Genomic DNA, 25,208 nt, shown 5'->3' on the forward strand with positions numbered 1-25,208 from the left:
CCCGGGACCGGCGGGAAAGTCCGGACCCGTTTCCCGGACCCGGCCGCAGATCCGGCCGCAGATCCGGCCGGAGCCTAGGCCCGGTTCTCGGCCCGGCGACGCATCCAGAAGACCCCGCCGCCGACCAGCGCGGCGGTGACCAGCGCACCGCCGATCGCCATGTCGGTGCCGGTCGCGCCGGAGTTCGTGCTGCCGCCGAAGCCACCGCGCACACCGCCGTGGATGACGGTGAACGCGGCCGGGCGGACCAGGGTCTTGCCCCCGCAGTGGGCCGTGATGTCGTACGCGCCCGGGCGCACGTGCTGGTGGACGGCCGCGGTGGCGCTCACCGCGGTGCCGCCCGGGATGCCTTCCAGCTTCGCGTCGGGGAAGGCGGGTGACGTGACCTTGCTGCCCTGCGACTGGCAGGACGAGCCGTCGACGGTGACCGTCAGATGACCCCCTCTCGGGACCACACTGGGCATCGCCACGATGTTGGTCGGGTCGGCCCAGGCGGACGCGGCCGGGGCGGCGAGCCCGACGGCCCCGACGGCCGCGGCGGCGACCGCGAGGGCATGAGTGGTCCGCATACGGGATGTACGCATGGCAATCCTCCGCGGAAGACGCCCCGGGGCTACCGTCCCCGGTCGATCGGCGAGAGCGCCTCCCAGACTGACCCTCAGATGCCGTGCGCGAGGCCGCATTTCGGCGATCGGCCGTCCTGGTGAGACGACACGCCGAGGCACGTGCGTTCGACCCGACATCACCGCAGGTCACGGTCTGTCAGAAAGTTCCTGCCGGAGGCGCACTCGGATGGCGCACCCCGGCCCCCGCGCCACCCGTTCGCTCCCGCCCTTTCGCACGCCGCGCGCGCCACGCTTAGCGTGCTGGTACGCGCAACGGACGCGGCGTGCCTGCCGCGTTGAGAGGGGATAGAGAATGCCTTCGTCCCATCCGGCCGACGATTTCGAATTCCAGGAAGTCCAGGAGGACGAGAAGCCGAGGAAGCGCGCCCCGTGGGGCGTGATGGCGCTCGTTCTGCTGACCGGCCTCGCGCTGATCCGAAATGGTTCGGGGGAATTCGACGTCGGCCCGCCGCAGCCCGCGTCCGCCGCGGCCGCGGACCGCACACCCGAAGCCGTCGCCGGCGCCCCGGCACCCCTGGCCTTCTCACCCGCCGAGCGCGTACGCATCAAAGGCATCCAGGTGGATGCGCCGATCATGCAGGTGGGACTGGACGCGGAGGGCTGGGTGGACGCGCCGCCGCCCGACGACCCGAACCTCGCGGGCTGGTTCACCGGCGCCGTGTCGCCCGGCGAGAAGGGCACGGCCGTGATCGTCGGCCATGTGGACAACCGGCAGGGCCCGGCCGTCTTCTACGGTCTGGGTTCGCTGAAGAAGGGAAATCACGTCGAGGTCAGGCGCCGGGACAAGAAGACGGCGATTTTCAAGATCTACGGCGTCGAGGTGTTCGACAAGGCCACTTTCCCGGGCGAGCGGGTCTACGGGAACAGTGGAACTCCCGAATTGCGCGTCATCACCTGTGGCGGCGGCTTCTCGAAACGGGCCGGATACGACGGGAACGTCGTGGTGTTCGCCCGACTGGTCGCCGTGCGCTGAGAGCCTGTCTTCGACACGGGAACCAGGCGGACGAGCGGCACGCGCCGCACGAGCTCTCAGAACAGGTCACTCCGCGGCACGGTGAGGTGATAGCCGGAGTCAAGCAGTTCCGGAAGGTAGGAGCTCAGCGCCTCGACGCTGGCCGAGCGGTCGCCGCCCGCGTCGTGCGAGAGCACCACGACCCCGGGCCCTGCGCCCTCGCGCACCCGCCGCACGATGGTCCGCGCCCCCGGTTCGGTCCAGTCGAGAGTGTCGACGGTCCAGGCCAACGGCTCCATGCCGAGCCCGGCGCCCAATTGGAAGGCGTTGCGGTTCCACGCGCCGTAGGGGGCCCGGAACCAGGCGGGGGGCTCGCCTGTCGCGTTCTCGATGACCTCGCAGGTCCGCTCGATCTCCTCGCGCATCCCGGCCCGGTGGAGCCGGGTCAGCAGCGGGTGGCTCCAGGTGTGGTTGCCGATCAGATGCCCGTCGTCGGCCATCTCGCGGAGCAGGTCCTTGTTGTCGACGGCCATCTCACCGCACACGAAGAACATCGCGCGGACCTCGTACTCGCGCAGTGTCCGCAGGATGTGCGGGGTGTAGCGCGGGTCGGGCCCGTCGTCGAAGGTCAGCACCATCGTCGGCTCGCGTCCCGGCATCCGCAGGATGGGCGCCTCGCGTACGCGGGGCAGGGTCCGGCCGGGGCGCCCGGGGGCGTAGCCCGCCATGGGCTGCAGGCGGTACGCGGAGGGCCCCCGGAGCCGCGCGGCCTGCGGGCCCCCGGCGGGCGTCCTCGCGGCAGCGGCGGGTCCCGGAGCGGGCGCACGGTCGGCCGCGCATCCCGCGCTCGCGCCGAGGCCCAGCATCGCCGCCGCCCGGAGCAGGACCCGGCGCCCTGGAGTCAGCTCATCATCTTTCATGAGTAATCCGTCGCACGGTCGAAGGCCCGTGCGGACCATCAACACGGGGCGCCCCCCGAAAGCACCCGATCAGACGCGGCGGACGAGGGGGAAGGGCAGGGTCTCCCGGATGGTCAGACCGGTGAGGAACATGACGAGCCGGTCGACGCCGATGCCGAGTCCGCCGGTGGGCGGCATCGCGTACTCCAGGGCGTCGAGGAAGTCCTCGTCGAGCTCCATGGCCTCGGGGTCTCCCCCGGCGGCGAGCAGCGACTGCGCGGTGAGTCGGCGGCGCTGCTCCACGGGGTCGGTCAACTCGGAGTAGGCGGTGCCCAGTTCGGTGCCGAAGGCGACGAGGTCCCAGCGTTCGGCGAGCCGCGGGTCCGTGCGGTGCCGGCGGGTGAGCGGGGAGACGTCGGTGGGGAAGTCCTTGTAGAAGGTGGGCAGCTCCGTCTTCTCCTCGACGAGCCGCTCGTACATTTCGAGGACGACGTCGCCGCGGCCGTCGTCCGCGGTGTAGGGGACGGCGGCGCGGTCGCAGTGCCGGTGCAGGACGGTGAGCGGAGTGCCGGCGTCGACCTCGTCGCCGAGCTCCTCGGAGAGCGCGCCGTACACGGTCTTGACCGGCCAGGGCCCGGAGATGTCGTGCTCGACGAGCCTGCCTCCGGCGTCGGCCCTGCGGGCGACTGGCGAGCCGAAGGCGGCGGTCGCGGCGGACTGGACGAGCTCGCGGGTGAGGTCGAGCATCACGTCGTAGTCGGCGAAGGCCTGGTAGGCCTCCAACATCGTGAACTCGGGGTTGTGCTTGTAGGAGACGCCTTCGTTGCGGAAGGTGCGGCCCATCTCGAAGACCTTCTCCATGCCGCCGACGCAGAGCCGCTTCAGGTACAGCTCGGGGGCGATGCGCAGGTACAGGTCGAGGTCGTAGGCGTTGATGTGGGTGGTGAAGGGGCGGGCGTTGGCGCCGCCGTGGATCTGCTGGAGCATCGGCGTCTCGACCTCGAGGTAGCCGCGGTCGAGGAGGCCCTGGCGCAGCGCCTGCACGGCGGTGGAGCGGAACCGCACCACGTCGCGTGCGCCGGGGGTCGCGATCAGGTCGAGGTAGCGGCGGCGGACCTTGGCCTCGGGGTCGGTCAGGCCGCGGCGCTTGTCGGGCAGCGGGCGCAGACACTTGCCGGTGAGCCGCCATTCGGTGACGAAGACGGTGAGCTCGCCCCGGTCGCTGGTGCCGACCGTGCCGGTGGCGGCGATGTGGTCGCCGATGTCGGTGGCGTCGGTGAAGCCGGCCAGGACGCCGGGGCCCGAGGTGTCGCGGGCGAGGGCGAGCTGCAGGTCGCCCGACCAGTCGCGCAGCACGGCGAAGACGATGCCGCCGAAGTCGCGTACGAGCATGACACGGCCCGCGACCGACACCTGTTGCCCCGTCAGCTGGCGGTTCACGCGGGCCAGTTCATGGGTGCGGGGAGCGAGGCCGACCGGGTAGGGGTCGACTCCCCCGGCGCGCAGTCGGTCGAGTTTGCGGTGGCGGACGCGGATCTGTTCCGGGAGCCTCGACACAGGGTCGGCGGCGGGGTCCTGGTCCGCGAGGCCGAGCGCGGCGATGGAGGGGAGGCCCTCGGTGGTCGTGGGCCGGTCGACGCCGCGCGGCTTGTGGCCCTTGCCCCAGAGTTTGCGCAGCGACGGCACGGAGACGAAGCCCTCGGCGATGCCCGACGCCAGGCTGATCCGGGCGAGGGCGCCGCTGTCGCCGTAGCAGATGAAACGCGGGTACCACTCCGGGTGGTACTTGGCGTTCGAGCGGTAGAGGGCCTCCAGCTGCCACCATTTGGAGAAGAACAGGAGCAGCTTGCGCCACAGCCGCAGCACGGGCCCCGCGCCGATGCGGCCGCCCTCCTCGAAGACCGAGCGGAACACGGCGAAGTTCAGCGAGACGCGCCGCACTCCGAGCCGGGGCGCGGCGGCGCAGAGCTCGGCGACCATGAACTCCATGACACCGTTCGGCGCGGTCCGGTCGCGGCGCATCAGGTCGAGGGAGATGCCGTCCCTGCCCCAGGGGACGAGGGAGAGCAGCGCGAGGAGCTTGCCGTCGGCGCCCAGCGCCTCGACGAGGAGGCAGTCACCGTCCTCGGGGTCGCCGAGCCGGTCGAGGGCCATGGAGAAGCCGCGCTCGGTCTCGGTGTCCCGCCAGGCGTCGGCCTTGTCGATGATCTCCTCCATCTCCTCGTCGGTGAGGGTGGAGTGCCTGCGGACCCGGGCGGTGGCGCCGGTGCGGCGGACCCGGTTCACGGCCTGGCGGGTGACGCGCATGTCGCGGCCGTCCAGATCGAACTGCGCGACGTGCAGGATCGCCTCGTCGCCGAGTTGCAGCGCGCCGAGCCCGGCGCGGGCGTACGCGGTGGCGCCGTCCTCGGACGCGCCCATGACGGCGGGCTGCCAGGCGTACCGCCTGGCGACGTCCAGCCAGGCGCCGATCGCGTGCGGCCAGGCCTCGCGGTCGCCCACGGGGTCGCCGCTGGCCAGGCAGACGCCGGCCTCCACGCGGTAGGTGACGGCGGCCTTGCCGCTGGGCGAGAAGACGACGGCCTTGTCGCGCCGGGTGGCGAAGTAGCCGAGCGAGTCCTGCGCCCCGTACGCCCCGAGCAGGGCGCGGATGCGGGGCTCCTCGTCGCCGTGCAGGGCCGCTTCCATGCGCTGGGAGCGGAAGAGGGTGGCGGCGGCGTTCAGCAGGGCGAGGGCGCCGAACAGGCCGAGCCAGAAGTGGAGGCCGCGCGAGGGGGCGCCGTCGAAGTAGTCGCGGCCGTGGATCAGCCCGCCGCAGACCCGGTTCGCCGCCCACAGCAGGCGCTCCCCGCGCACCAGCGTGCCGGGGAACAGCTCCACCAGTCCCCAGCCGAGGAGGCTCGCGAGGCCGAGGCCCGCCACCAGGACCGCCACGGCCCGCCGTACGGCGCCGCGCCGGGAGTCCGCGGAGAACTCCTGGCGGGCCAGGATCAGCAGGACGAAGGCGATGCCGCAGACCACGAAGGACGGCAGCGACTCGGCCCAGAAGCCGAGCGCCGCGCCGAGCACGTCGAAGGCGAGAAGCAGCCCCAGATAGCTGACGACCAGCCACCACGCGACCTTCTTGCGGGCGGCTGTCGCGGCGGCGAGCAGGAAGAGGAAGACGGCGTACGCGAGGTTCGCGCTGACCGGGACCGTGACGAGGTCGAGGACGCGGATGACGGGCATGAGGAGGCGGCGCAGCGGGGCGATCACCGCAAGGACCGCGCAGAAGACGCCGAGGCCGCCGAAGAAGGCGGCGAAGCCCTCCGGGACCCGGCCGAGGAAGCCGCCGCCGGCGCGCGTGCGCCCGCAGGGCCCGGGCTCCTCCGTGCTGACCGTCATGGGCACGACTCTAGGAAGAGCGGGGCCGCCGCGCGCGTCGAGCGGGGGCGGCAGAACGGGGCCCGGGTGCCCGGAGCGCAGGCGGTATGAGTGCCTCCGCTAACCTCTCGTCGTGAGCGAAGACCAGTCCCAGCAGTTCGAACGCGGCACCGACGGGCCGAAAGTCATCGTCGTCGGAGTCGACGGCTCCGATACGTCTCTGCGGGCGGCGGCGTACGCCGGAGGCCTGGCCAGGCGGCAGCGGGCCCTGCTCGCGGTGGTGTACATCCAGCCGGTTCTCGCGGCGGGGGCCGCGTTCGGCGCTCCGGTGGCCGAGACCACCGACGAGATCGCCGAGGGGCTGATCGCGGAGATCAGGTCCGCCACCGAGCGGGTGAAGGGCATATTCGACGTCCGGTGGGAGTTCCACACCTTCCGCGGTGACCCCTTCACCGGTCTGGTCACCGCCGCCGACGACCTGAAGGCCGACGCCGTGGTCGTCGGCGCCTCCGAGCAGGCGGGCCACCGCATCGTCGGCTCGGTCGCCGTACGCCTGGTGAAGACGGGCCGCTGGCCGGTGACCGTGGTGCCGTAACGGTCTCCACAGGGTGTGGCGTCTTCCCTCGGGCCCCCGGCTGGGCCATCATGATCCGCCATCAGCCGACCCCGTCTGCGAAGAGGTGGAGCTCATGCCGGGACTCCGGATGGGACAGGGCGTACTGCGCCGCAAGCCCATCGAGCACATCGACGAGACAGAGGCGGGCGGCGGTCTCTCCAGGACGCTGGGGCTCTGGCAGCTCACCGCGATCGGGGTCGGCGGCATCATCGGTGCCGGCATCTTCAGCCTCGCGGGCGCCGTCGCGAACGGCACCGCGGGGCCCGCGGTCCTTGTCTCCTTCCTGATCGCGGGCGTCGCGAGCGCCGCCGCCGCCTTCTCGTACGCCGAGTTCGCGGGCATGATCCCGAAGGCGGGCTCCGCCTACACCTACGGCTATGTGGTGCTCGGCGAGCTGACCGGCTGGTTCATCGGCTGGGACCTGCTTCTGGAGTACACCGCGATCGTCGCCGTCGTGGCGATCGGCATCTCCGGCTACTTCGGCTTCCTGGTCGAGGAGCTGGGGGCGGAACTGCCGCACTGGATGATGGGCGCGCCGGGCACCGGCGACGGGCACAAGGTCGACCTGTTCGCCGCGGTGCTGTGCCTGTTCATCGCGTACCTGCTCACCCTCGGCATCAAGAACGCCGCGCGCTTCGAGCTGATCGTGGTCGTGCTCAAGGTGATCGTGGTGCTCGTCGTGATCGCGGTCGGCTTCTTCCACATCGAGACCGGGAACTACGAGCCGTTCTTCCCCTACGGGATCAGCGGCGCGTTCACGGGCGCCGCGACCGTCTTCTTCGCCGTCTTCGGGTACGACGCGATGAGTACGGCGGCGGAGGAGTCCAAGGACGCGCAGCGGCACATGCCGAAGGCGATCCTCTACTCCCTCGCCATCTCGATGGTCCTCTACGTCCTCGCCTGCCTGGTCCTGACCGGCATGCAGAGCTATAAGGACGTCGACCCGGAGAGCGGCTTCTCCACGGCCTTCAAGTCGGTGGGGCTCGGCGGTCTCGCGGACGTCATCGCGGTGGGCGCGATCATCGGCATCCTCACGGTGATGTTCACGTTCATGCTCGGGTGCACCCGTGTGTGGTTCTCGATGAGCCGGGACGGTCTCCTTCCCAAGTGGTTCGCCAAGACGCATCCGACGCGGCACGTGCCGACGCGCGTGACGTGGATCGTCGGGGTCGCGTCGGCCGCCATCGCCGGGTTCCTGCCGATCGGCGAGGCGGCCGAACTGACCAACATCGGGATCCTGCTGGCGTTCGTCGTGGTGTGTGTCGCGGTGATCGTGCTGCGCTACAAGCGGCCGGAGCTGCCGCGCACCTTCCGCTGCCCGGGGATGCCGGTGGTGCCGGCGGTCGGGGTGGTCTTCTCCATCTGGCTGATCACGTTCCTGCAGTGGCAGACCTGGGTGCGGTTCGCCGTGTGGTTCGTGCTCGGCCTCGTCGTGTACTTCGGGTACTCGTACCGCAAGTCGGAGCTGGCGAAGGCGGACCGGGCCGCAGGGGCGTGAGGTCCCGCAGGCGCTGCGCATCGCGCCCGCGGGGCTACTCGCCCATGACCAGGCCCTGCTTGCCTGCGCCCCGGCTGAGCACGACGCGGCGGATGCGGTCGCGCACATCGCGCACGTCCGTGCCGCGCTCCAGCGCCTTGTTGAGGTCGATGACGCGGCCGGTGTCCGTGTTGAACCACATCGGCAGGAACTCGGCCTTCGTCACCTGCCAGCGGGCACCGGCGCGCGCGGGCGGCTCGAAGGTGAAGCGGCCGATGGTGCCCTGGTTGCCGCGCGGGTCGTCGGCGCCCTCGTGGTTGATCATGGCGCCGGCGATCTGGTCCCCCATGCCGTAGATGACCCAGGTGCCGTTCACCTTCTCGTAGGCCTGCGGCACATGGGCGTGCGTGCCGAGCAGCAGGTCGATGTCGGGGCGCCCGTCCGTGCGGGACGCGGTGAGCTGGTTGCCGAGCCGCAGCTGCTGCCGGTCGGGCTCGTCCTGCCACTCCGAGCCCCAGTGCAGGCTGACGACTACGACGTCGGCGCCCGCCTTCCGTGCCGCACGGGCGTCCGCGACGATCTTCGCGCGGTCGATGAGGTCGACCGTCCAGGGCTTGCCCTTCGGCAGCGGATAGCCGTTCGTTCCGTAGGTGTACGCGAGTTGCGCGACCTTCGCGCCGCCCGCCCGCAGCCAGGCCGGACGCTTGTCCTCGGCGGCCGAGCGGGCCGAACCCGCGTGCTTGACCCCCGCCTTGTCCAGCGCGTCCAGGGTGCGGCGCACTCCTGCCGCGCCGTCGTCCAGGGTGTGGTTGGAGGCGGTGGAGCAGGCGTCGTAGCCGGTGGCCTTGAGGGCGCGGGCCACCTGGGGCGGCGACTTGAAGGTGGGGTAGCCGGTGTAGTCGCCGTCCGCGCCGTAGACCGTCTCCATGTGGCAGATCGCCAGGTCGGCCTGGGAGACGACGGGCTTGGCGCCCGCGAGCATCGGCGCGAAGTCGTAGCCGTCGCCGCCCGCGTCGGCGTTGGCCTGACGGATGATCGAGGCGTGCGGCAGGACGTCACCGGAGGCGACGAGCGTGAAGGGGTGCTTCCCGGCCGCGGAGCCGCCGAGCCACGCCGGCGGCGGGGCCGAGCAGCCCGCGATGCCCACGATGCCCGCGATGCCCGCGCGCAGAAGGACCGCCGCCGCTGCCGTCGTGGGGCGCGTGCGCAGGCCCAGGCGGGTGTTCGGGGAGGTGGAAGGGGGTCTGATGTGCCGTGGGGTGCGTACGCGCTGCGTCATCGAGCGGGCTCCGTGACTGGGGACGATAGTCGGCTAAACGCATCTACATACGGAGCCATGGGCAAATCAAGGACCAAAGCCGTCAGGCACCCTGAAACGGCGTCAAATGGGTGAGCCTGTGACGCGAACAACACAGGGCGGCTCACCTGCGGTGAAACCGGAGGCCGGGTCAAGGGTTTGCAAAGCGCCTTGCCCGACCCCCCTCCCGGGTAATCGGCTGTCCTCACCGTGTGCCGGATTGGGGGGCCAGAGGCCGGTGACGCGCACGGACCGGAGGAAGGCGGAGCGGATGCGGCACGAGAGCAGAGGCAACACCGAGGGCCCCCAGGGCGGCGAACTGGCTGTGCCCATGGCGTGGTTGTACGCCGAGTACATCGCCGACGAACTGCTGCGCACCGGCGATCTGATGCCGCCCACCTCCTTCGAGTACCGGGCGGGACGCGACGCCCTGGCGCTGACGATCTTCCTGTCGGACAGCAAGGGCGAGCTGGCCGGGATCCGCGTGGTCTCGCAGCTGGAGACGTGGCTGACGCTGACCGCCTACAGCCAGCCGTGGCAGGACTGGGTCCGCCGCCGCATGACACAGCTCACGGCGGAGGCCGTCGCCTCCGGCGGGCCCCGGCCCGATCTGGAACTCGCCGACCTGGCATGGCGCTGGCTGCAGGAGACCGAGCTGCTCGCGCCCGACCTGGACGCGGTGCCCGGCCGTGCGGTGCAGGGCGAGGAGGACGGACCGAAGGTGTGGACCCCGGCGTGGCGGCTCGGGCTGCCGCTGGGGCACCTGGCGATCCATCTGTTCTGAGCCGGTTCGTGGCGGACTCGGCCCCGGTTCGGGGCCGGTTCGGGGCCGACTCAGCGCCGGTTCGGAGCCGGGCCCAAGCCCGTCGCTACTTCAGCAGCCGCGACATCCGCCGGTCCGCGAGCAGTTTGCCGCCCGTCTGGCACGTCGGGCAGTACTGCAGCGAGGAGTCCGCGAAGGAGACCTCGCGGACCGTGTCGCCGCACACCGGGCACGGCTCGCCGGTACGGCCGTGCACGCGCAGGCCGCCCTTCTTCTCCGCCTTGAGGCGGCCCGCGGCGACACCGCGCGAGCGCTCCACCGCCTGGTTCAACGTATCCAGCAACGCCACATGCAGCCCATGGACTTCCTCCTTCGTGAGGCTCGACGTGAGCCGGAACGGCGACATGCGGGCCGCGTGCAGAATCTCGTCGCTGTACGCGTTCCCGATGCCCGCGATCAGGCTCTGATCGCGCAGCGCCCCCTTGATCTGGCGCCGTTCACCCGCCAGGAGCCCGGCGAAGCGCTCCTCGTCGAAGTCGGCCGCCAGCGGGTCGGGGCCGAGGCGCGCGATGCCCGGGATCCGCTCCGGCGACTCGGTGACGTACACCGCGAGACGCTTCTGCGTGCCCGCCTCCGTGAGGTCGAAGCCCTCCCCCGTCTCCAGGGCGACGCGGAGCGCCAGCGGGCCCTTGCCGGGGCGCGGGACGCCTTCGGGGAGCCGGTCGTACCAGCGCAGCCAGCCCGCGCGGGCGAGATGGGTGACCAGGTGCGGACCGTCGGCGTCGATGTCGAGGAACTTGCCGTGCCGCTCCACCGCGGTGACGGTGCGGCCTTCGAGGGCGGTGAGCGGCGGGTCGTACGTCTTGAGGACGCTGATCGCCGCGGGCAGTACGCGCACGATCTCGCGGCCGACCAGATGGCCCGTCAGGAAGTCCCTGAGGGCCTCGACTTCGGGCAGTTCCGGCATGGCTCTCCCTCAACCCCTTGTCTTCGCGCCGGGCACGACGAACTCGCACCACACGCATTTCCCGCCGCCGCGCGCCTCCACGCCCCACCCGTCCGCGAGCCGGTCCACCAGGAGCAGGCCGCGGCCCGACACCCCCGACTCGCCGGCGTCACGGCGGCGCGGCAGAGCGCTGGAGGAGTCCTCGACGTCGACGCGCAGCCGCCGGTCGGTACCGCTCAGGACGCGCAGGGTCACGACCGCGGCGCCGTCGGTGTGCATCAGGGCATTGGTGATCACCTCGTCGGCGACCAGTTCGATCTCGTCGGCCCGCTCGCCCGCGCCCCAGGCCCGCACCGCCGCCCTGATCATGTGCCGGGCGTCGGCGAGTGCCTCGGGGTCGCTCGGCGCGACGTGCTGCTGGAGGCGGCCGCCGGTACGCGGCGCGTCGAGCTCGCGGCGGCGCAACAGGAGAAGCGCGGCGTCGTCGTTCCCGCCGCGGCCGTCGATGATGCCGCAGAGCCGGTCGGCGAGCCGCTGCAGGTGGCGGGGGCCGACGGCGGCGAGTTCCGAGAGCGCCCGCATCCCGTCGTCCAGGTCGGCGCCCGGCACCTCCACGAGACCGTCGGTGCAGAGCAGCAGGGTCTGCCCCGGGTCGAGTTCGAGGGTGGTGACGGGGTAGTCGAGACGGCCGAACTCGGCGGACAGGCCGAGCGGCAGGCCGCCGTCGACCGGCACGCGGCGGCAGGAGCCGTCGGTGTCCTGTACGAGCGGGTCGAGATGGCCGGCCCTGACGAACTGGACCACGCCGGTCGACAGGTCCGCCTCCGCATAGAGACAGGTGGCAAAGCGGTCGGTGTCCAGTTCGTGGAGGAAGCCGGAGGCGCGGGCCATGACGGTGGCGGGGGTGTGCCCCTCGGTGGCGTAGGCGCGCAGCACGATGCGGAGCTGCCCCATGACGGCGGCGGCGTGCGTGTCGTGGCCCTGGACGTCGCCGATGACGGCGCCGACCCGGCCGCCGGGCAACGGGATCACGTCGTACCAGTCGCCGCCGATGTCCCGGCCGAGCGCCGCCGAGCGGTACCGTACGGCGATCTCCGCGCCCGGCACGCCGGGGATGCTGCGCGGCAGCATGGCCTGCTGGAGGCCTTGGGCGAGGTCCTTCTCCTGCTCGTAGAACATGGCGCGCTGCAGGCTCTGGGCGATGCTGCTGCTCAGCGCGACCAGGACGTTGCGCTCCTCCGTCGTGAAGCCCGTCTTGTCCTCGTAGAGCAGGCCGAGGACGCCGATGGCGCGGCCCTGCGCGATCAGCGGCAGATACGCGGCCGCGGTGATGCCGAGCTCGTCGATGTGCGGCCAGAGCCGCGGGTAGGACTCCGCGAAGTCGTCGGCGGTGTCGATGTAGCGCGGGGCGAGGGTGCGGGCGACCTCGCTCATCGGGTACTCCTCGTCGACGCCCGTGAGGCGGGTGCCGGGGACGAAGCTGCCGGCGGGCCCCTCGGCCACGAGCCGGATCCGTCCGGCCTCGACGAGGCCCATGACGAGGTTCGAGGCCCCCAGGTGGGCGAGGCCGTGGGTGTCCCGGAGCACGTCGATGACGTCCCGCACCGTGCGGGCGTGCGCGAGGGCCGCCGTGGTGCCCTGCACGATGCTGGTCGTGCGGCGCCGGTCGGCCTCCTCTTCAGCGCGCTCGCGCAGCGCGGCCGGGCTGTCGCCGAGCTCCCGCGTCGCATCCCTGACGATCCCCACGATGCGGCGCGGCCGGCCCGTGGCATCCCGCTCGATGCAGGCCTGGGTGTGCGTCCAGCGCAGTCGGCCGGTGCGGCGCCGGATGCGGAAGTACGCGCCGTAGCTGTCGCTGCCGTCCTTCAGGGCGTGCGAGACGGTCTGGTCCAGGCGGTGCGCCTCGACGGTCGGGACGCGGAAGGCGAGGGTCTCCGGCCGGTTGTCGTATTCGTCGGGGTGGACGTCGAAGACGTCGTGGGCGGCGGCGTCCATCGTCATCAGGCCGGTGTCCAGGTCCCAGTCGAAGCGGCCCATGTGCAGCGCGGCCCCGTACAGCGCGAGGAAACAGCCGTCCGGCTCCCCGGCCGGCTGTCCGCAGCGGCAGTGCCCCGCCGGGCCGTGCTCCATGGGCCCACGCTAGGCGGAGCCCCGGACGCCCGCACGCGGGGGAAGCGGGGGTGCGCAGGGGTACCCGGGGGTACGCAGGGGAAGCATCAGCCGGTGAGCACCGGCCCCCGCCGCCGCCACGCCGTACTCTGCCGAAAAGCGACACCGGCGGCACAATGAGGCCCGTGGAGTGGTTCTCGGCGGACGCGTACTGGCTGAGCCGGCTGATCTTCCAGCGGGCGCTGGCCGCGGTCTACCTCGTGGCCTTCCTGGGGGCCGCCCTGCAGTTCCGCGCGCTGCTCGGGGAGCGCGGGATGCTGCCGGTGCCCGAGTACGTCGCGCGGGTGCCGTTCCGGCGGGCGCCGAGCTTGTTCCAGCTGCACTACTCGGACCGGTTCTTCGCGCTCTGCGCGTGGGCGGGGTGCGCGGTCTCGGCCGTGCTGCTCGCCGGTCTGGACGGCCGCCTGCCGCTGTGGGGCGCTATGCTGCTGTGGCTGGTTCCCTGGGCGCTGTACGTCTCCATCGTGAACGTGGGGCAGACCTGGTACGGCTTCGGCTGGGAGTCGCTGCTCCTGGAGGTGGGTTTCCTCGCGGTCTTCCTCGGCAACGACCGGGTCGCGCCGCCCGTCCTGGTGCTGTTCCTGCTGCGGTGGGTGCTCTTCCGCGTGGAGTTCGGCGCGGGACTGATCAAGATGCGCGGGGACGCGTGCTGGCGGAAGCTCACCTGCCTGGACTTCCACCACGAGACGCAGCCGATGCCCGGCCCGCTGAGCTGGTTCTTCCACCGTCTCCCGCGGCCCGTGCACCGGGTGGAGGTCGCGGCCAACCACGTCACCCAGCTCGCCGTGCCCTTCCTGCTGTTCACACCCTGGCAAGTGGCGACGTGGGCGGCCCTCCTGATGATCGTGACCCAGCTGTGGCTGGTCCTCTCCGGCAACTTCTCCTGGCTCAACTGGCTCACCGTCGTGCTCGCACTGTCCGCCCTGGACCTGTCCGCCTGGCACCCGGCGCCCGACGTCGCGGAACCGCCGCTCTGGTACGAGGTGGTGGTCGTCGCCGTCGCCGCGGCGCTCTTCGCTCTGAGCTACCGACCGCTACGCAATCTGCTGTCCCGGCGGCAGGTCATGAACCGCTCGTTCGACCCGTTGCACCTCGTCAACGCGTACGGCGCGTTCGGGAGCGTCAACCGGGTCCGCCAGGAAATCGTCATCGAGGGCACGGCGGACCCGGTGCCGCGCGAGGACTCCGACTGGCGGGCGTACGAGTTCAAGGGCAAGCCCGGCGACGTACGGCGGTGGCCGCGCCAGTTCGCGCCCTACCACCTGCGGCTCGACTGGATGATGTGGTTCGCCGGGCTCTCCCCCGCGTACGCCAGGTCATGGTTCGGCGGGCTGGTGGAACGGCTCCTGGACGGCGACCGCGACACCCTGCGGCTGCTGCGCCACTCGCCGTTCCCGCCCGGCACGCCGCCCGCGTACATCCGCGCCCGGCTCTACCGCTACCGGTTCACGACCTGGCGCGAGCTGCGGACGACGGGAGCCTGCTGGGAGCGGACGTACGTCCGTGAGTTCCTGCCGCCGACGCGGCTCGACACGCCGGCTCAGAGGCCGTAGACGCGGCGCGCCGTGCCGCCGAACACCTCGCCTCTCTCGCCGGTGCCGAGGGGCTGGGTCAACAGCCGCGCCGCGTCGAGGACTTCGACGTAGGACGCGGCGAGGGTGCTGACGGGCCAGTCGGAGCCGAACATCAACCGTCCGGGCCCGAAGGCGGCCAGGACGGTGTCCGCGTAGGGCCGCAGATCATCCACCGTCCACGTCGCGTGGTCGGCCTCGGTGACCATGCCGGAGAGTTTGCACACCGTGTTGGGGCGGGCGGCGAGCGCGCGGACCGCCGAGGCCCAGGGTTCGAGGGCGCCCGAGACGATGGGCGGTTTCCCCAAGTGGTCCAGTACGAAGGTGAGTTCGGGCAGCCCAGCCGCCGCCCTTGCGCAGGCGGGCAGTTGGTGGGGCAGGACGACGAGGTCGTAGGCGAGGCCCGCCGCGGCGACGGCGGCGAGGCCCCTGCGGACGTCCGCGCGCAGCAGCCATTCGGGGTCCGTCTCGCCCTGCACCTGGTGGCGGACGCCCACGAGGTGCTCGCCGCCCGGGAGTTCGCGGAGGGTCGCCAGTGTGTCGGCCACGTCGGGGCGGGTGAGGTCCGTCCAGCCGACGACTCCCGCGACCAGGTCGCTGCCTGCGGCGAGGGCGAGGAGCTCAGGGGCCTCCTCGGGGACGGCGACCGTCTGCACGAGGACCGTGGCGGTGACGCCCGCGGCGCGGGCCTCGGGCAAGAGGTCGCTCAGCGAGAAGTTCCGGCGGAGCGGCGCGAGGGCGTCCCCGGTGAGCCACTCCTGGTCGCGCACGGACAGGTCCCACACATGGTGGTGGGCGTCGACGAGGGACGGCGCTGCCCCGGTCACGGGAGCTCCCACACGACGGGCAGTCCGGCGCCCGCGGCACGGATGGCGGCGGTGAGGCCGGGCGGGACCTCGCGGTGCGCGGCGTCGTACTCCTCGACGCGGTCGGCGCGGACCTTGGTGTGCAGCGCGATTCTCACAGGGGGTCCTTTCCCGGTACGCCACCCGTTATGTCGAGGGAGGCCTCCCCTGGCACCGGGACCTCCGCGGGCAGCAGCCCCTGCGCCCGTGCCTCCCGCCGGAAGCCCGCGGGGACGCCCGCCGCGAACTGCTCGACGGCGTCGATGACCTGCTCCGTCGTGTGGATGCCGACCAGCACGCCGGCGACGGCGGGGTGGCCGAAGGGAAAGGCGAGCACGGCGGCCCGCAGCGTGGTGCCGTGCCGCTCGGCGAGGCACCGCAGGGCGCGGGCGCGCGCAAGCAGTGCGGGCGGCGCCTCGGCGTAGTCGAACCGCGCCCCCGGCTTCGGGTCGGCAAGCAGCCGGAGTTGAACACACCGCCGATGACGACCGACGTGCCCCGCTCGCTCGCCGCGGGCAGCAGCTCGGCGAGGGCCCGGTGGTCGAGGAGTGTGTAGCGGCCCGCGCAGAGCACGGCGTCGACGTCCGTGTCGCGGACAAAGCGGGTCAGCATCGCGGCCTGGTTCATGCCCGCGCCCATCGCACCGACGACGCCTTCGGAGCGCAGCTTCGCGAGGGCCGGGTAGCCCTCGCGGAAGGCTTCCTCGGCGTGGTGGTCGGGGTCGTGCAGGAAGACGACGTCGACCCGGTCGGCAGGGCTCGTCCCGACGGGGATCGTGTCGACGGGGATCGTCCCGGCGGGGGTCGGACTCCCCACCCCCTCGATGGATGCGATCTGGTCGTGCTCGGTCCATCCCGCCTCGTGCTCCGCGACGATCCGGCCGTGGAAGAGCACGAGCACGCGGTCGCAGCGGCGCAGGTCGTCCAGTTCGTCGGACCGGGCGACGGGCGGGGTCCTGTGCTGGCATCATCCCCAGGTGATCATCGACCCAAGCGCCGCTCCCATCCCGCCCCTGCCCGCGGCCGTACAGAACAACGCCGACTGGTGCGCTGCCGTCTGCCGCTCCCACGGAGTGCCGGGGACGACCCAAGGCGGCTTGTGGGCCGGCTCCCGGCGGACTCCCCCGCTGTACCCCGACGCCGTGACACTTTCACCCGACGTGACACCGGAGGCCGTGCTGCCCCGCATCGACACCACGTCGCCCGGCGCCTCGGTCAAGGACAGCTTCGGCACGCTGGACCTGTCGGCGGCAGGCTTCGAGGTCCTGTTCGAGGCGCAGTGGATCCACTGTCCCGCGTGGCGGAGTGCCCGGGGTCCGGGTGGCTGGCAGCCGATCGAGGGCCCCGAACGGCTTGCGGCGTGGGAGGCCGCGTGGAGCGGTGAGGGGGAGAGCGATGGCGCAGACACCGGGGACAGGGAGAACGCCGGACTGTTCCGGCCGTCGCTGCTCGCCGAGGGAGCGGTGTTCCTCGCGGGTACAGCCGCCGACGGCCGGATCGTCGCGGGCGCCATCGCCTACTCCGCCACCTCGGTGGTCGGCATCTCCAACCTCTTCACCGCCGACGACGACCTGGACACGGCGTGGCGCTCCTGCCTCCAGGCCACGGACCGGCTGTGGCCGGGGGTACCGGTCGTCGGCTACGAGCACGGCGATGACCTCACGGCCGCGCTCCGCCAGGGATTCGAGCCCGTCGGCCCGCTGCGGGTGTGGCTGCGGGCCGACGGCTGAAACCGGGTGGGGCGAGGCTCAAGTGCCTCGCCCCGTAGGGCCGTTCGGGCTCAGCCCCGGCTGAACCGCAGCGTCACCAGCTCGAACGGCCGCAGCGTCAGCGACACCGCGTCGTCCGCGAGCTCCGGCGGCGTCGCGTCGGCGAGCGGGCGCTCCAAGAGGTCGGTCACCGCGACCGAGGCGGCCGGGAAGCCCGTCGTCAGGGTGGGCTTCGCGCGGCCTCCGTGGGCCTCGTGGAAGCGGACGACCACGTCGCCGCTGCCGTCGTCGGCCAGCTTGACCGCCGTGATGACGACCGCGTCGTCGTCGACCGTGATCAGCGGGGCCACCTCGGAGCCGCCGCTCACCCGCCGCTCAGGCAGGTTGACGCGGTAGCCCTCGCGCACCGCGTCGCCGATCGCCGCGCCCGGCACCAGGGCGTGCCGGAAGCGGTGCACTCCCTGATCCGTCTCGGGGTCGGGGAAGCGCGGGGCGCGCAGCAGGGAGACGCGGACCGTGGTGGTCGTGCCGGAGTCCTCGGCGCGGACCGTGCGGGTCACGTCGTGGCCGTACGTCGAGTCGTTGACGAGCGCGACGCCCCAGCCAGGCTCCTCGATGTGCACGAAGCGGTGGTTGCACGCCTCGAACTTGGCCGCCTCCCAGCTCGTGTTGGTGTGCGTGGCCCGGTAGAAGTGGCCGAACTGGGTCTCCGACGCGTACCGCTCGGCGTGGATGTCCAGCGGGAAGGCGAGCTTGAGGAACTTCTCCGTCTCGTGCCAGTCGACCTCGGTGTCGATGTCGAGCCGCTGGGCGCCGGGCTCCAGGGTGAGGATCTGGGTGAGGCGCGAGTCGCCGAAGGTGCGTACGACGCGGACCGACGCGCCCTCGCCCGGCTCGACCTCGTCCGCCTCGACGAGATCGGTGACCGTGTTGCGGTAGAACTCGTCCACGTCCCACGCGTCCCACATGTTCGGGAAGTCCGCGTGGATCTGCGGCAGGTTCGCCGCCCGGCCCGGCGCGACCGTCTCACGATCGGCCACCAGGTCGTACGCGGAGACGACCAGGCCGCGCGCGTCGATCTCGACCCGCAGCAGGCCGTTGTCGAGGACGTAGCCGCCGTCGGCGCGCGAGGCGATCGCCGCCGCGCCGCCGATCGCGGCGGTGCGCGCGCCGCCCGCCGGGACGCCGTCGCGTGAGTGCGGCGCGGAGTTGAAGACCAGCTCTCCGGCGCCCTCGCCCGCGAGCGCGCGCTGCGCCTTGTCGATGATGCCGTTGAGTTCCTGCGCGAGGGCCGCGTACGTCGCGCGGGCCTCGCGGTGCACCCAGGCGATGGACGAGCCGGGCAGGATGTCGTGGAACTGGTGGAGCAGCACCGTCTTCCAGATGCGGTCCAACTGCTCGTACGGGTAGACGAAATCGGCGGAGCGGACGGCGGCCGTGGCGGCCCACAGCTCCGCCTCGCGGAGCAGGTGCTCGCTGCGGCGGTTGCCCTGCTTGGTGCCCGCCTGACTGGTGAGCGTGGCGCGGTGCAGTTCGAGGTAGAGCTCGCCGACCCAGACCGGCGGGTTCGGGTACTCGGCCTCGGCCTTCTCGAAGAACTGCTCCGGTGTCTCCCACCGGACGGTCGCCGAGCCTTCGAGGTCCTGCAGGCGCGCGGCCTTGGCGATCATCTCGCGGGTGGTGCCGCCGCCACCGTCGCCCCATCCCGTGGGCGCGAGGGAGTGCCGGGCGACGCCCTTGTCCTTGAAGTTCTTCGCCGCGTGGGCGATCTCGCTGCCCTTCATCGAGCAGTTGTAGGTGTCGACGGGCGGGAAGTGCGTGAAGATACGGGTGCCGTCGATGCCTTCCCAGTTGAACGTGTGGTGCGGGAAGCGATTGGTCTGCGACCACGAGATCTTCTGCGTGAGCAGCCACTTGGAGCCGGCCGCCTTGATGATCTGCGGCAGGCCCGCGGCGAATCCGAACGTGTCGGGCAGCCACGCCTCGTCGTTCTCCACGCCGAACTCATCGATGAAGAACCGCTTGCCGTGCACGAACTGACGGGCCATCGCCTCGGAGCCCGGCATGTTCGTGTCCGACTCGACCCACATGCCGCCGGCCGGCACGAACCGCCCGTCGGCGACCGCCTTCTTGACCTTCGCCCACACCTCTGGCCGGTGCTCCTTGATCCACGCCCACTGCTGCGCCTGCGACATGGCGAAGACGAAGTCCGGCTCGTCCTCGATGAGCGCCGTCATGTTGGACGTCGTACGCGCGACCTTGCGCACCGTCTCGCGCAGCGGCCACAGCCACGCGGAGTCGATGTGGGCGTGGCCGACGGCGCTGATGCGGTGCGCGGAGGGCTCGGCGGGGGTGGCGAGGACCCCTTCGAGCTGCGCCCGCGCCGCGGCGGCCGAGCCGTTCACGTCCTGGAGGTCGACGGCGTCGAGGGCACGGCCGACCGCGCGCACGATGTCGTAGCGCCGCGCGGAGTCCGCGGGCAGCTCCTGCATCAGCTCGCCGAGGACTTCGAGGTCGATGACGAGCTGCCACACCGTCTCGTCGAAGACGGCGAGGTCCATGCGCTCCAGCTTGTACTGGGGCTCGCTGCCCGCGGTCTCCTTGTCGCCCAACTGCGTGGGAAGGAAGGGGTGGTAGTCGAGAATGACGGGGTTGGAGGCGGCCTCGATGTGCAGGCGCACCTCCTCGCCGCCCTCGGCGGGCGCGGCGATCCGCACCCACTGGTTGCGCGGGTTGAGGCCCTTCACCGGGGTGCCGTCGGGGCGGTACACGAGGCCCTCGCACTGGAAGCCCGGCATGTTCTCGTCGAAGCCGAGGTCGAGGACGGCCTCGACGGTCCTGCCCGCCCACTCATTCGGCACGGTCCCGCTCACCCGGAACCAGCTGGTCCCCCAGGGCGCGCCCCACCGCTCCCCCACCGCGGTCGGCGACGGTTCGGCGGCGAGGCCTTCGGCCACCGGCACGGGCTCGCCCGGGGCATTCCAGACGGCCACGTCGAGCGGCACGGAGGCCGGATACACGGCGGGCCTGATGCGCTCGTCCAGGACGCGCTTGAGGCGGGCTTCGACCAGGGTGCGGTCGTCATGCATGAGGGGTCTCCCGGGGAGGTCGATCAGTGGGTTCGGTATTTCAGCCCCTCCGACGTGCGAGGAGCAGGGGCCAATTTCAGCCCCTCCGGCCTGCGAGGAGCAGGGGGCAATTTCAGCCCCTCCGGCGTTTGAGGAGCGGGGTCCGGGGCGGAGCCCCGTGCGGGACGGGCGGCGCTACCCGACGTCCTCCGGCAGCAGCACGTCGCTGATGCCTCGCGCAGCGAGGTGCCCGGAATCCGCCACCCGTCCGGCAAGGACCACCGTGGGGCGCACCCCATCCGCCACGAGCCGCGCGAACGCCTCGAAGACCGCGCCTCCAGGGGCACACTCCGAGCGCCGGGACATGGCGTCGTCCACGACCACCGCGGTCGTCCGGGGCGCCGGCGCGTACGTACGGCCGCGCCACTCCCGTACGATCCGGGCGATCGCCTCCCCCGCCGGCTTGACCTTCCCCTCATTGGTCAGCAGACCCAGGCTGTACTCCAGCTCAGGGAAATCCGCGAGGTCGCGCGAGACGTCGTGCGAGCACCACCACGTCACGCCCCACACGTCCTGGCAGTCGAGCGCGGCCTCGATGGTCTCCTCGGTGAAGGCGGCCGCGTGCTCGGCGGGGATCAGCGGGGCGGGGGCGCCGACCTCCTGGAGCCAGACGGGGCGGTGCGGGTCGAGCGCCCAGGCCTTGGACAGCTCGATCATGTACGCCGCGTGGTGCCGCGTCGCGGTGCCGGTGCGGCCGTGCCGCTGGGCGGTGCCGTTGAAGACCCAGGAGTGCACGGCGGTCACCGCACCGAGCCGGGCGGCCTGCGCCGGGGTGAAGGGCTGGTCGTCCTGGTACCAGGCGGCGTCGTACTCGGCGTGCAGGTGCAGCCTGCCGGGTGCGCCCTCCTCGCAGGCGGCGAGAACGGTACGCAGCCAGCTCTCCGCCTGCTCCTCGGTGATGCGGTCGGGGTCGGGGTGCGGGCCCGCCGAGAACTGGTTGATCTCGTTGCCGATGGTCATGCCGATGAAGTTCGGCCGGTCGGCGAGGGCGGCGGCGAGCGTGCGCAGGTAGGCGGCCTGCCCGGACACGACGTCGGGGTCGGAGAAGATGTTCCGCCGGTGCCAGGTCTGCGTCCACGCGGGCAGGAAGTCGAAGCTGGACAGATGCCCCTGGAGGCCGTCGACGTTGACGTCGAGACCGCGTTCGGCGGCGGCGTCCGCGAGCTGGACCAGCTGGTCGACGGCGCGCGGACGGATCAGGGTGCGGTTCGGCTGGAAGTACGGCCAGATCGGGAAGACCCGGATGTGGTCGAGGCCCAGCGAGGCGATCGCGTCGAGGTCGGCGCGTACGGCGTCGAGGTCGAAGTCGAGCCAGTGGTGGAACCACCCCTGACCGGGCGTGTAGTTGGCGCCGAAGCGCGGCGCGCCCGAAGGCATCGCGGAGGGCGGTGCGGAGTGCGGTGCGGGAGGGGGTGCGGAAGGCAATGCGGATCCTGGTTCTGGAGGGTTCGGGGCGGCAGTTCAGCCCTTGACCGCGCCCTCGCCCACACCGCGGAAGAAGTACCGCTGAAGGCAGGCGAAGAGGACGATCAGCGGGAGCACGGCGATGACCGTGCCCGCGGCGACGAGGCGCTCGTCGTTGGCGAAGGTGCCGTGCAGGTAGTTGAGGCCGATGGTGAGCGTGAAGCGGTCCGGGTCGCTGAGCACGATCAGCGGCCACAGGAAGTCGTCCCAGGCCCCCATGAAGGCGAAGATCGCGACGACCGCGAGGGTGCCCTTGACCGCGGGGAGCGCGATGCGCAGGAAGCGCTGCCAGACGTTCGCGCCGTCCACGAAGGCAGCTTCCTCGATCTCGTAGGGCACGTTGAGGAAGGCGTTGCGCATCAGCAGGACGTTGAGCGCGGAGACGCAGCCCGGCAGCAGCACACCGATGAGAGTGTTGTTCAGGCCGAGCTCACGCATGGTCGTGAACTGGGCGATGATGATGCCTTCGACGGGCACCAGCATGGCCAGGATGAAGACGACCGTGACCGCCTTGCGGCCGCGGTAGCGCAGCCGGGCCAGGGCGTAGCCCGCGAGCGTGGCGCCCACGCAGTTGGTGACGACGTTGGCCGCGGCCACCTTCAGTGAGTTGAGCGCGTAGTCCCATACGGGGATGGTGTCGGCGACCCGCTCGTAGTTGTGGAAGGTCGGGTCGGAGGGCAGGAACTTCGGCGGGGAGCTGAAGATGTCCTCGTGCGGGCCCTTCAGAGAGGTGGAAAGCTGCCAGAGGAACGGGCCGATCATCAGCGCGAGTACGGCGAGCAGGAGCCCGTAGCGCAGGACGATCTCCCAGACGGGCATGCGGCGGCCGTTCTCGTCGGTGACGCGACGGCGGCGGGGCCTCGGGGCGGTGGCGGGCGCGGTGACCGGCGCGGGTACCTTCTCGGCGGTGCTCACGCGTCCTCCTTCCGGTCCGCCCGCAGGACGAGCAGCATCAGTGCGACGGTGACGACGAAGACGACGACGGAGATGGCCGAGGCGTAGCCGACCCGGCCGGTCAGGCCGGTGCCGACGCGCTGCACCAGCATCACGAGGGTGGTGTCCTCGCCGGCCGGGCCACCGGCGGGTCCGGCCATCAGGTACACCTCGGAGAACACCTTGAAGGCGGCGACCGAGGAGAGCGCGCCGACCAGCACCATGGTGGAGCGGACGGCGGGCACGGTGACCGTGAGGAAGCGGCGGAAGGCCCCCGCGCCGTCGACCGCCGCCGCCTCGTGGAGTTCACGCGGCACGTTGGCGAGGGCCGCGAGGTAAATGATCATGTAGTAGCCGAGGCCCTTCCAGACCGTGACCGCCATGGCGCTGAAGAGCAGCAGCCACTGATCGCTGAGGAAGCCGACCTTGCCGACGCCCACCGCTTCGAGCACGGCGTTGACCAGCCCGCGTTCGTCGAGCATCCACACCCAGATGAGCCCCACGACGACGATCGAGGCGACCACCGGGGTGTAGAAGGCGGAGCGGAAGAAGGTGATGCCGGGGATGTGCTTCTGGACCAGCATCGCGAGCAGCAGCGGCAGCAGGACGAGCGCGGGGACGACCACGAGAACGTACAGCGTGCTGTTGCGCAGGCCGATCCAGAACATGTCGTCGTGCAGCAACTCCGAGAAGTTGGCGAACCCGACGTACTCGCCCGGCAGCAGCGTCCGCTTGTCCGTGAAGGAGTTGTTGAGCGTGCTGAGGAACGGATAGAGGATGAACACGGTGACGACCGCGAGCCCGGGAGCGGCGAACAGCCAGGGGCTGGTGGGCAGTTGCCGCGTGATGCGGCTGCCGCCCGCGCCGCGGCGGGCGTCGGCGGGCCGGTCCTTGAACGCCGGACCCGCTGTAGTGATGTCGGACGAGGTCGCCTTGGCGGCGGTGGGACTCTTCATGGCTGGTGTTCCCGGGTCGTGGCTCGGCACGGCGTCGGCGCTCAGCTCTGCTTGAGCAGCCGGTCGCAGTTCTTGACAGCGTTGTCAAGGGCTTCCTTCGGGCTTTCCTTGCCCTGCAGCGCCCTGGCGACGGCGTTGCGCAGCTCGACCTTCATCTGCTCGCTGAACAGCACGGGCGTGTAGTTCACCGCGGTCTTGATGGACTTGGCGGCGGCGACGCGGACCCGCGTCTCCTCCTTGCCGTCCTGCTTGGTGAAGTACGGGTCGTCGAGGGAGCCCGCGGTGCTGGGGAAGATCGCGACCTTCTTGGCGAACTCCATCTGGTGCTGGGCGTCGGTGACGAAGTGCGCGAAGGCGACGGCGGCCGGGGTCTGCTTGGTGCGGGCGTTCACCATCACGCCCATCACGTACATGTTGTCCTTGCCGGTGCTGCTGATCTGCGGGGTGATGCCGATGTTCTTGTAGAGCTTCGGCGCGTCCTTCTTGAACTTCTCCAGGTCCAGAGCGCTGCCGGGGTTCATCGCCACGGCCTCGGTGAGGAACTTCTTGCCCGTCGACTCGGGCGTCGCGGTCAGCGCCTGCCCGTCGAGCGCCTTGGCGTCGTACAACTTCTTGTACTTGGCGAGGAGTTCGACGCCCTTGGCGTCGTTGAAGGTGAAGCCGGTGCCTTCCTTGTTCATCAGCGGTACGCCGTACCGCCCGAAGTCCTCGATGGTGGGGACGTTGGCGAGCGTGGCGACCTTCCCGTCGCTCTTCTCGGCGAGCCGCAGTGCCTGGTCGAAGAGCTGGTCGTACGTCTTGGGGGGCTTGTTCTCGTCGAGGCCGGCGTCCTTGAAGAGGCGCTTGTTGTAGAAGAGCGGCCCGGTGTTGAGGTACCAGGGGAAGGCGTACGTGCCGTCCATGCCCGGTATCTGGTGGCTCTTCCAGGCTCCGGGCAGGTACTCCTTCTCGTACTTCCCGGCCGCCTTGCCGAGGTCGAGCGCGATGCCCGCCTTGGCGAGCGGGGCGACCAGGTCGGGCGATACGTTGACGACGTCGGGCAGTGTGCCGGCAGCGGCGTCGGCGCTGATCTTGTCGGGGTAGCCCTCGCCGGGCTGGTCGACCCAGTTCACCTCGGTGCCGGGGTACTTCTTCTCGAACTCGTCGACCAGGCCCTCGAAGTAGGGCTTGAAGTTCGCCTTCAGGTTCCAGGTCTGGAAGCTGATTTTGCCTTCGATCTTCCCGGACGCGTCCTGGGAACCGCCGCCGTCGTCGCCGTCGCCACAGGCGCTCAGCGGCAGCAGGACAGCGAGGACGGCGCCTGCGGCGACCGCTCTGCGAGGGATGCGGGAGATACGCACGGTGAAACGGCTCCTTTGCTCGGCCCAGCGTGAGACGGCGGTGACTGCAACCGTCCGAGCCGGGCAATCCACGCCGAGGCAGACCCTGCACGGGGTGGTGGCGCAAAGTCAATGGATTCGTGGAACGGAAATCGAAGATCGGTCGATCATCCAGA

The 25,208-nt window shown here is 71.4% G+C and carries 18 protein-coding genes and 2 pseudogenes; 6 read left to right on the forward strand and 14 right to left on the reverse strand.

Annotated elements, in window-relative coordinates; genetic code table 11:
• Window positions 1-74: 74 nt before the first annotated feature.
• Entirely contained in the window at window positions 75-569 is a 495-nt protein-coding gene (locus AC07DI_RS08865; RefSeq protein WP_384247963.1) for a hypothetical protein, read from the reverse strand.
• Between the two features lie 349 nt (window positions 570-918).
• Here AC07DI_RS08865 and AC07DI_RS08870 point away from each other — a divergent pair, with 349 nt between their 5' ends.
• Entirely contained in the window at window positions 919-1,599 is a 681-nt protein-coding gene (locus tag AC07DI_RS08870) for a class F sortase (RefSeq protein ID WP_384246911.1), read from the forward strand.
• Window positions 1,600-1,655: 56 nt separating this feature from the next.
• On the opposite strand, the gene AC07DI_RS08875 is transcribed toward AC07DI_RS08870, so the two are convergent.
• A complete protein-coding gene (locus AC07DI_RS08875) occupies window positions 1,656-2,498 on the reverse strand; it encodes a polysaccharide deacetylase family protein (protein WP_478903177.1) in 843 nt (280 codons plus the stop codon).
• A 69-nt stretch (window positions 2,499-2,567) separates the two neighbouring features.
• The gene (gene lysX, locus AC07DI_RS08880) at window positions 2,568-5,861 is read right to left on the reverse strand and encodes a bifunctional lysylphosphatidylglycerol synthetase/lysine--tRNA ligase LysX (RefSeq protein WP_478903178.1); all 3,294 of its coding nucleotides are present in this window, start codon (window positions 5,859-5,861) and stop codon (window positions 2,568-2,570) included.
• Between the two features lie 112 nt (window positions 5,862-5,973).
• On the opposite strand from lysX, the gene AC07DI_RS08885 reads away from it, so the two are divergent.
• Both AC07DI_RS08885 and AC07DI_RS08890 read left to right on the forward strand, forming a co-directional pair.
• Window positions 5,974-6,435: a universal stress protein gene (locus AC07DI_RS08885; protein ID WP_384246918.1), complete on the forward strand. Its 462-nt coding sequence runs from the start codon at window positions 5,974-5,976 to the stop codon at window positions 6,433-6,435.
• A gap of 94 nt (window positions 6,436-6,529) precedes the next feature.
• Window positions 6,530-7,954: an amino acid permease gene (locus AC07DI_RS08890; protein WP_384246920.1), complete on the forward strand. Its 1,425-nt coding sequence runs from the start codon at window positions 6,530-6,532 to the stop codon at window positions 7,952-7,954.
• 34 nt (window positions 7,955-7,988) lie between these two features.
• On the opposite strand, the gene AC07DI_RS08895 is transcribed toward AC07DI_RS08890, so the two are convergent.
• The gene (locus AC07DI_RS08895; protein ID WP_478903180.1) at window positions 7,989-9,212 is read right to left on the reverse strand and encodes a CapA family protein; all 1,224 of its coding nucleotides are present in this window, start codon (window positions 9,210-9,212) and stop codon (window positions 7,989-7,991) included.
• Window positions 9,213-9,501: 289 nt separating this feature from the next.
• Between AC07DI_RS08895 and AC07DI_RS08900 the strand changes: the two genes are divergently transcribed.
• On the forward strand, window positions 9,502-10,014 hold the full coding sequence (locus tag AC07DI_RS08900) for a hypothetical protein (RefSeq protein WP_384247967.1): 513 nt from the start codon (window positions 9,502-9,504) through the stop codon (window positions 10,012-10,014).
• An 85-nt stretch (window positions 10,015-10,099) separates the two neighbouring features.
• Here the strand turns inward: AC07DI_RS08900 and AC07DI_RS08905 are convergent, their stop codons facing one another.
• Both AC07DI_RS08905 and AC07DI_RS08910 read right to left on the reverse strand, forming a co-directional pair.
• Window positions 10,100-10,960, reverse strand: coding sequence for an Fpg/Nei family DNA glycosylase (locus AC07DI_RS08905; RefSeq protein WP_478903181.1), 861 nt, complete (start codon window positions 10,958-10,960; stop codon window positions 10,100-10,102).
• A 9-nt stretch (window positions 10,961-10,969) separates the two neighbouring features.
• The gene (locus tag AC07DI_RS08910; RefSeq protein WP_478903183.1) at window positions 10,970-13,069 is read right to left on the reverse strand and encodes an ATP-binding SpoIIE family protein phosphatase; all 2,100 of its coding nucleotides are present in this window, start codon (window positions 13,067-13,069) and stop codon (window positions 10,970-10,972) included.
• 164 nt (window positions 13,070-13,233) lie between these two features.
• Between AC07DI_RS08910 and AC07DI_RS08915 the strand changes: the two genes are divergently transcribed.
• Window positions 13,234-14,661 carry a lipase maturation factor family protein gene (locus tag AC07DI_RS08915; protein ID WP_478903184.1) on the forward strand — a complete coding sequence of 476 codons (1,428 nt, stop codon included), beginning with the start codon at window positions 13,234-13,236 and terminating at the stop codon, window positions 14,659-14,661.
• Here the strand turns inward: AC07DI_RS08915 and AC07DI_RS08920 are convergent.
• The 3 genes and pseudogenes from AC07DI_RS08920 to AC07DI_RS08930 form a co-directional block, all read right to left on the reverse strand.
• A complete protein-coding gene (locus AC07DI_RS08920; RefSeq protein WP_478903186.1) occupies window positions 14,649-15,506 on the reverse strand; it encodes an amidohydrolase family protein in 858 nt (285 codons plus the stop codon). The genes AC07DI_RS08915 and AC07DI_RS08920 overlap by 13 nt on opposite strands.
• 8 nt (window positions 15,507-15,514) lie before the next feature.
• A pseudogene (locus AC07DI_RS08925) lies at window positions 15,515-15,643 on the reverse strand (L-rhamnose mutarotase); the annotation flags it as partial.
• Window positions 15,640-16,274, reverse strand: a pseudogene (locus AC07DI_RS08930) (aldo/keto reductase); the annotation flags it as partial. The pseudogenes AC07DI_RS08930 and AC07DI_RS08925, both read right to left, overlap by 4 nt.
• 226 nt (window positions 16,275-16,500) lie before the next feature.
• Here AC07DI_RS08930 and AC07DI_RS08935 point away from each other — a divergent pair.
• Entirely contained in the window at window positions 16,501-17,253 is a 753-nt protein-coding gene (locus AC07DI_RS08935; RefSeq protein ID WP_478903188.1) for a hypothetical protein, read from the forward strand.
• Window positions 17,254-17,303: 50 nt separating this feature from the next.
• On the opposite strand, the gene AC07DI_RS08940 is transcribed toward AC07DI_RS08935, so the two are convergent.
• The 5 genes from AC07DI_RS08940 to AC07DI_RS08960 all read right to left on the reverse strand — a co-directional run bounded on the left by AC07DI_RS08940 (window position 17,304) and on the right by AC07DI_RS08960 (window position 25,053).
• Window positions 17,304-20,321, reverse strand: coding sequence for an alpha-mannosidase (locus AC07DI_RS08940; protein WP_478903190.1), 3,018 nt, complete (start codon window positions 20,319-20,321; stop codon window positions 17,304-17,306).
• 174 nt (window positions 20,322-20,495) lie between these two features.
• On the reverse strand, window positions 20,496-21,737 hold the full coding sequence (locus tag AC07DI_RS08945) for a glycoside hydrolase 5 family protein (protein ID WP_478903191.1): 1,242 nt from the start codon (window positions 21,735-21,737) through the stop codon (window positions 20,496-20,498).
• 84 nt (window positions 21,738-21,821) lie between these two features.
• Window positions 21,822-22,739 (reverse strand): carbohydrate ABC transporter permease, encoded by a 918-nt coding sequence (locus AC07DI_RS08950; RefSeq protein ID WP_384246941.1) that lies wholly within the window; start codon window positions 22,737-22,739, stop codon window positions 21,822-21,824.
• Window positions 22,736-23,713 carry a carbohydrate ABC transporter permease gene (locus AC07DI_RS08955; RefSeq protein ID WP_478903193.1) on the reverse strand — a complete coding sequence of 326 codons (978 nt, stop codon included), beginning with the start codon at window positions 23,711-23,713 and terminating at the stop codon, window positions 22,736-22,738. Before AC07DI_RS08955 ends, AC07DI_RS08950 begins: the two co-directional genes overlap by 4 nt.
• Before the next feature lie 41 nt (window positions 23,714-23,754).
• Window positions 23,755-25,053 (reverse strand): ABC transporter substrate-binding protein, encoded by a 1,299-nt coding sequence (locus AC07DI_RS08960; protein ID WP_384246945.1) that lies wholly within the window; start codon window positions 25,051-25,053, stop codon window positions 23,755-23,757.
• Window positions 25,054-25,208: the final 155 nt, after the last annotated feature.

The sequence above is a fragment of the Streptomyces sp. NPDC044106 genome, assembly GCF_056433985.1.

Bases quoted from the DNA above. Each gene is read 5' to 3' on its own strand.
- AC07DI_RS08865 (WP_384247963.1), bottom strand. From the start codon at position 569: ATGCGGACCACTCATGCCCTCGCGGTCGCCGCCGCGGCCGTCGGGGCC.
- AC07DI_RS08870 (WP_384246911.1), top strand. From the start codon at position 919: ATGCCTTCGTCCCATCCGGCCGACGATTTCGAATTCCAGGAAGTCCAG.
- AC07DI_RS08875 (WP_478903177.1), bottom strand. From the start codon at position 2,498: ATGAAAGATGATGAGCTGACTCCAGGGCGCCGGGTCCTGCTCCGGGCG.
- lysX (WP_478903178.1), bottom strand. From the start codon at position 5,861: ATGACGGTCAGCACGGAGGAGCCCGGGCCCTGCGGGCGCACGCGCGCC.
- AC07DI_RS08890 (WP_384246920.1), top strand. From the start codon at position 6,530: ATGCCGGGACTCCGGATGGGACAGGGCGTACTGCGCCGCAAGCCCATC.
- AC07DI_RS08895 (WP_478903180.1), bottom strand. From the start codon at position 9,212: ATGACGCAGCGCGTACGCACCCCACGGCACATCAGACCCCCTTCCACC.
- AC07DI_RS08900 (WP_384247967.1), top strand. From the start codon at position 9,502: ATGCGGCACGAGAGCAGAGGCAACACCGAGGGCCCCCAGGGCGGCGAA.
- AC07DI_RS08905 (WP_478903181.1), bottom strand. From the start codon at position 10,960: ATGCCGGAACTGCCCGAAGTCGAGGCCCTCAGGGACTTCCTGACGGGC.
- AC07DI_RS08910 (WP_478903183.1), bottom strand. From the start codon at position 13,069: ATGGAGCACGGCCCGGCGGGGCACTGCCGCTGCGGACAGCCGGCCGGG.
- AC07DI_RS08940 (WP_478903190.1), bottom strand. From the start codon at position 20,321: ATGCATGACGACCGCACCCTGGTCGAAGCCCGCCTCAAGCGCGTCCTG.
- AC07DI_RS08945 (WP_478903191.1), bottom strand. From the start codon at position 21,737: ATGCCTTCGGGCGCGCCGCGCTTCGGCGCCAACTACACGCCCGGTCAG.
- AC07DI_RS08955 (WP_478903193.1), bottom strand. From the start codon at position 23,713: ATGAAGAGTCCCACCGCCGCCAAGGCGACCTCGTCCGACATCACTACA.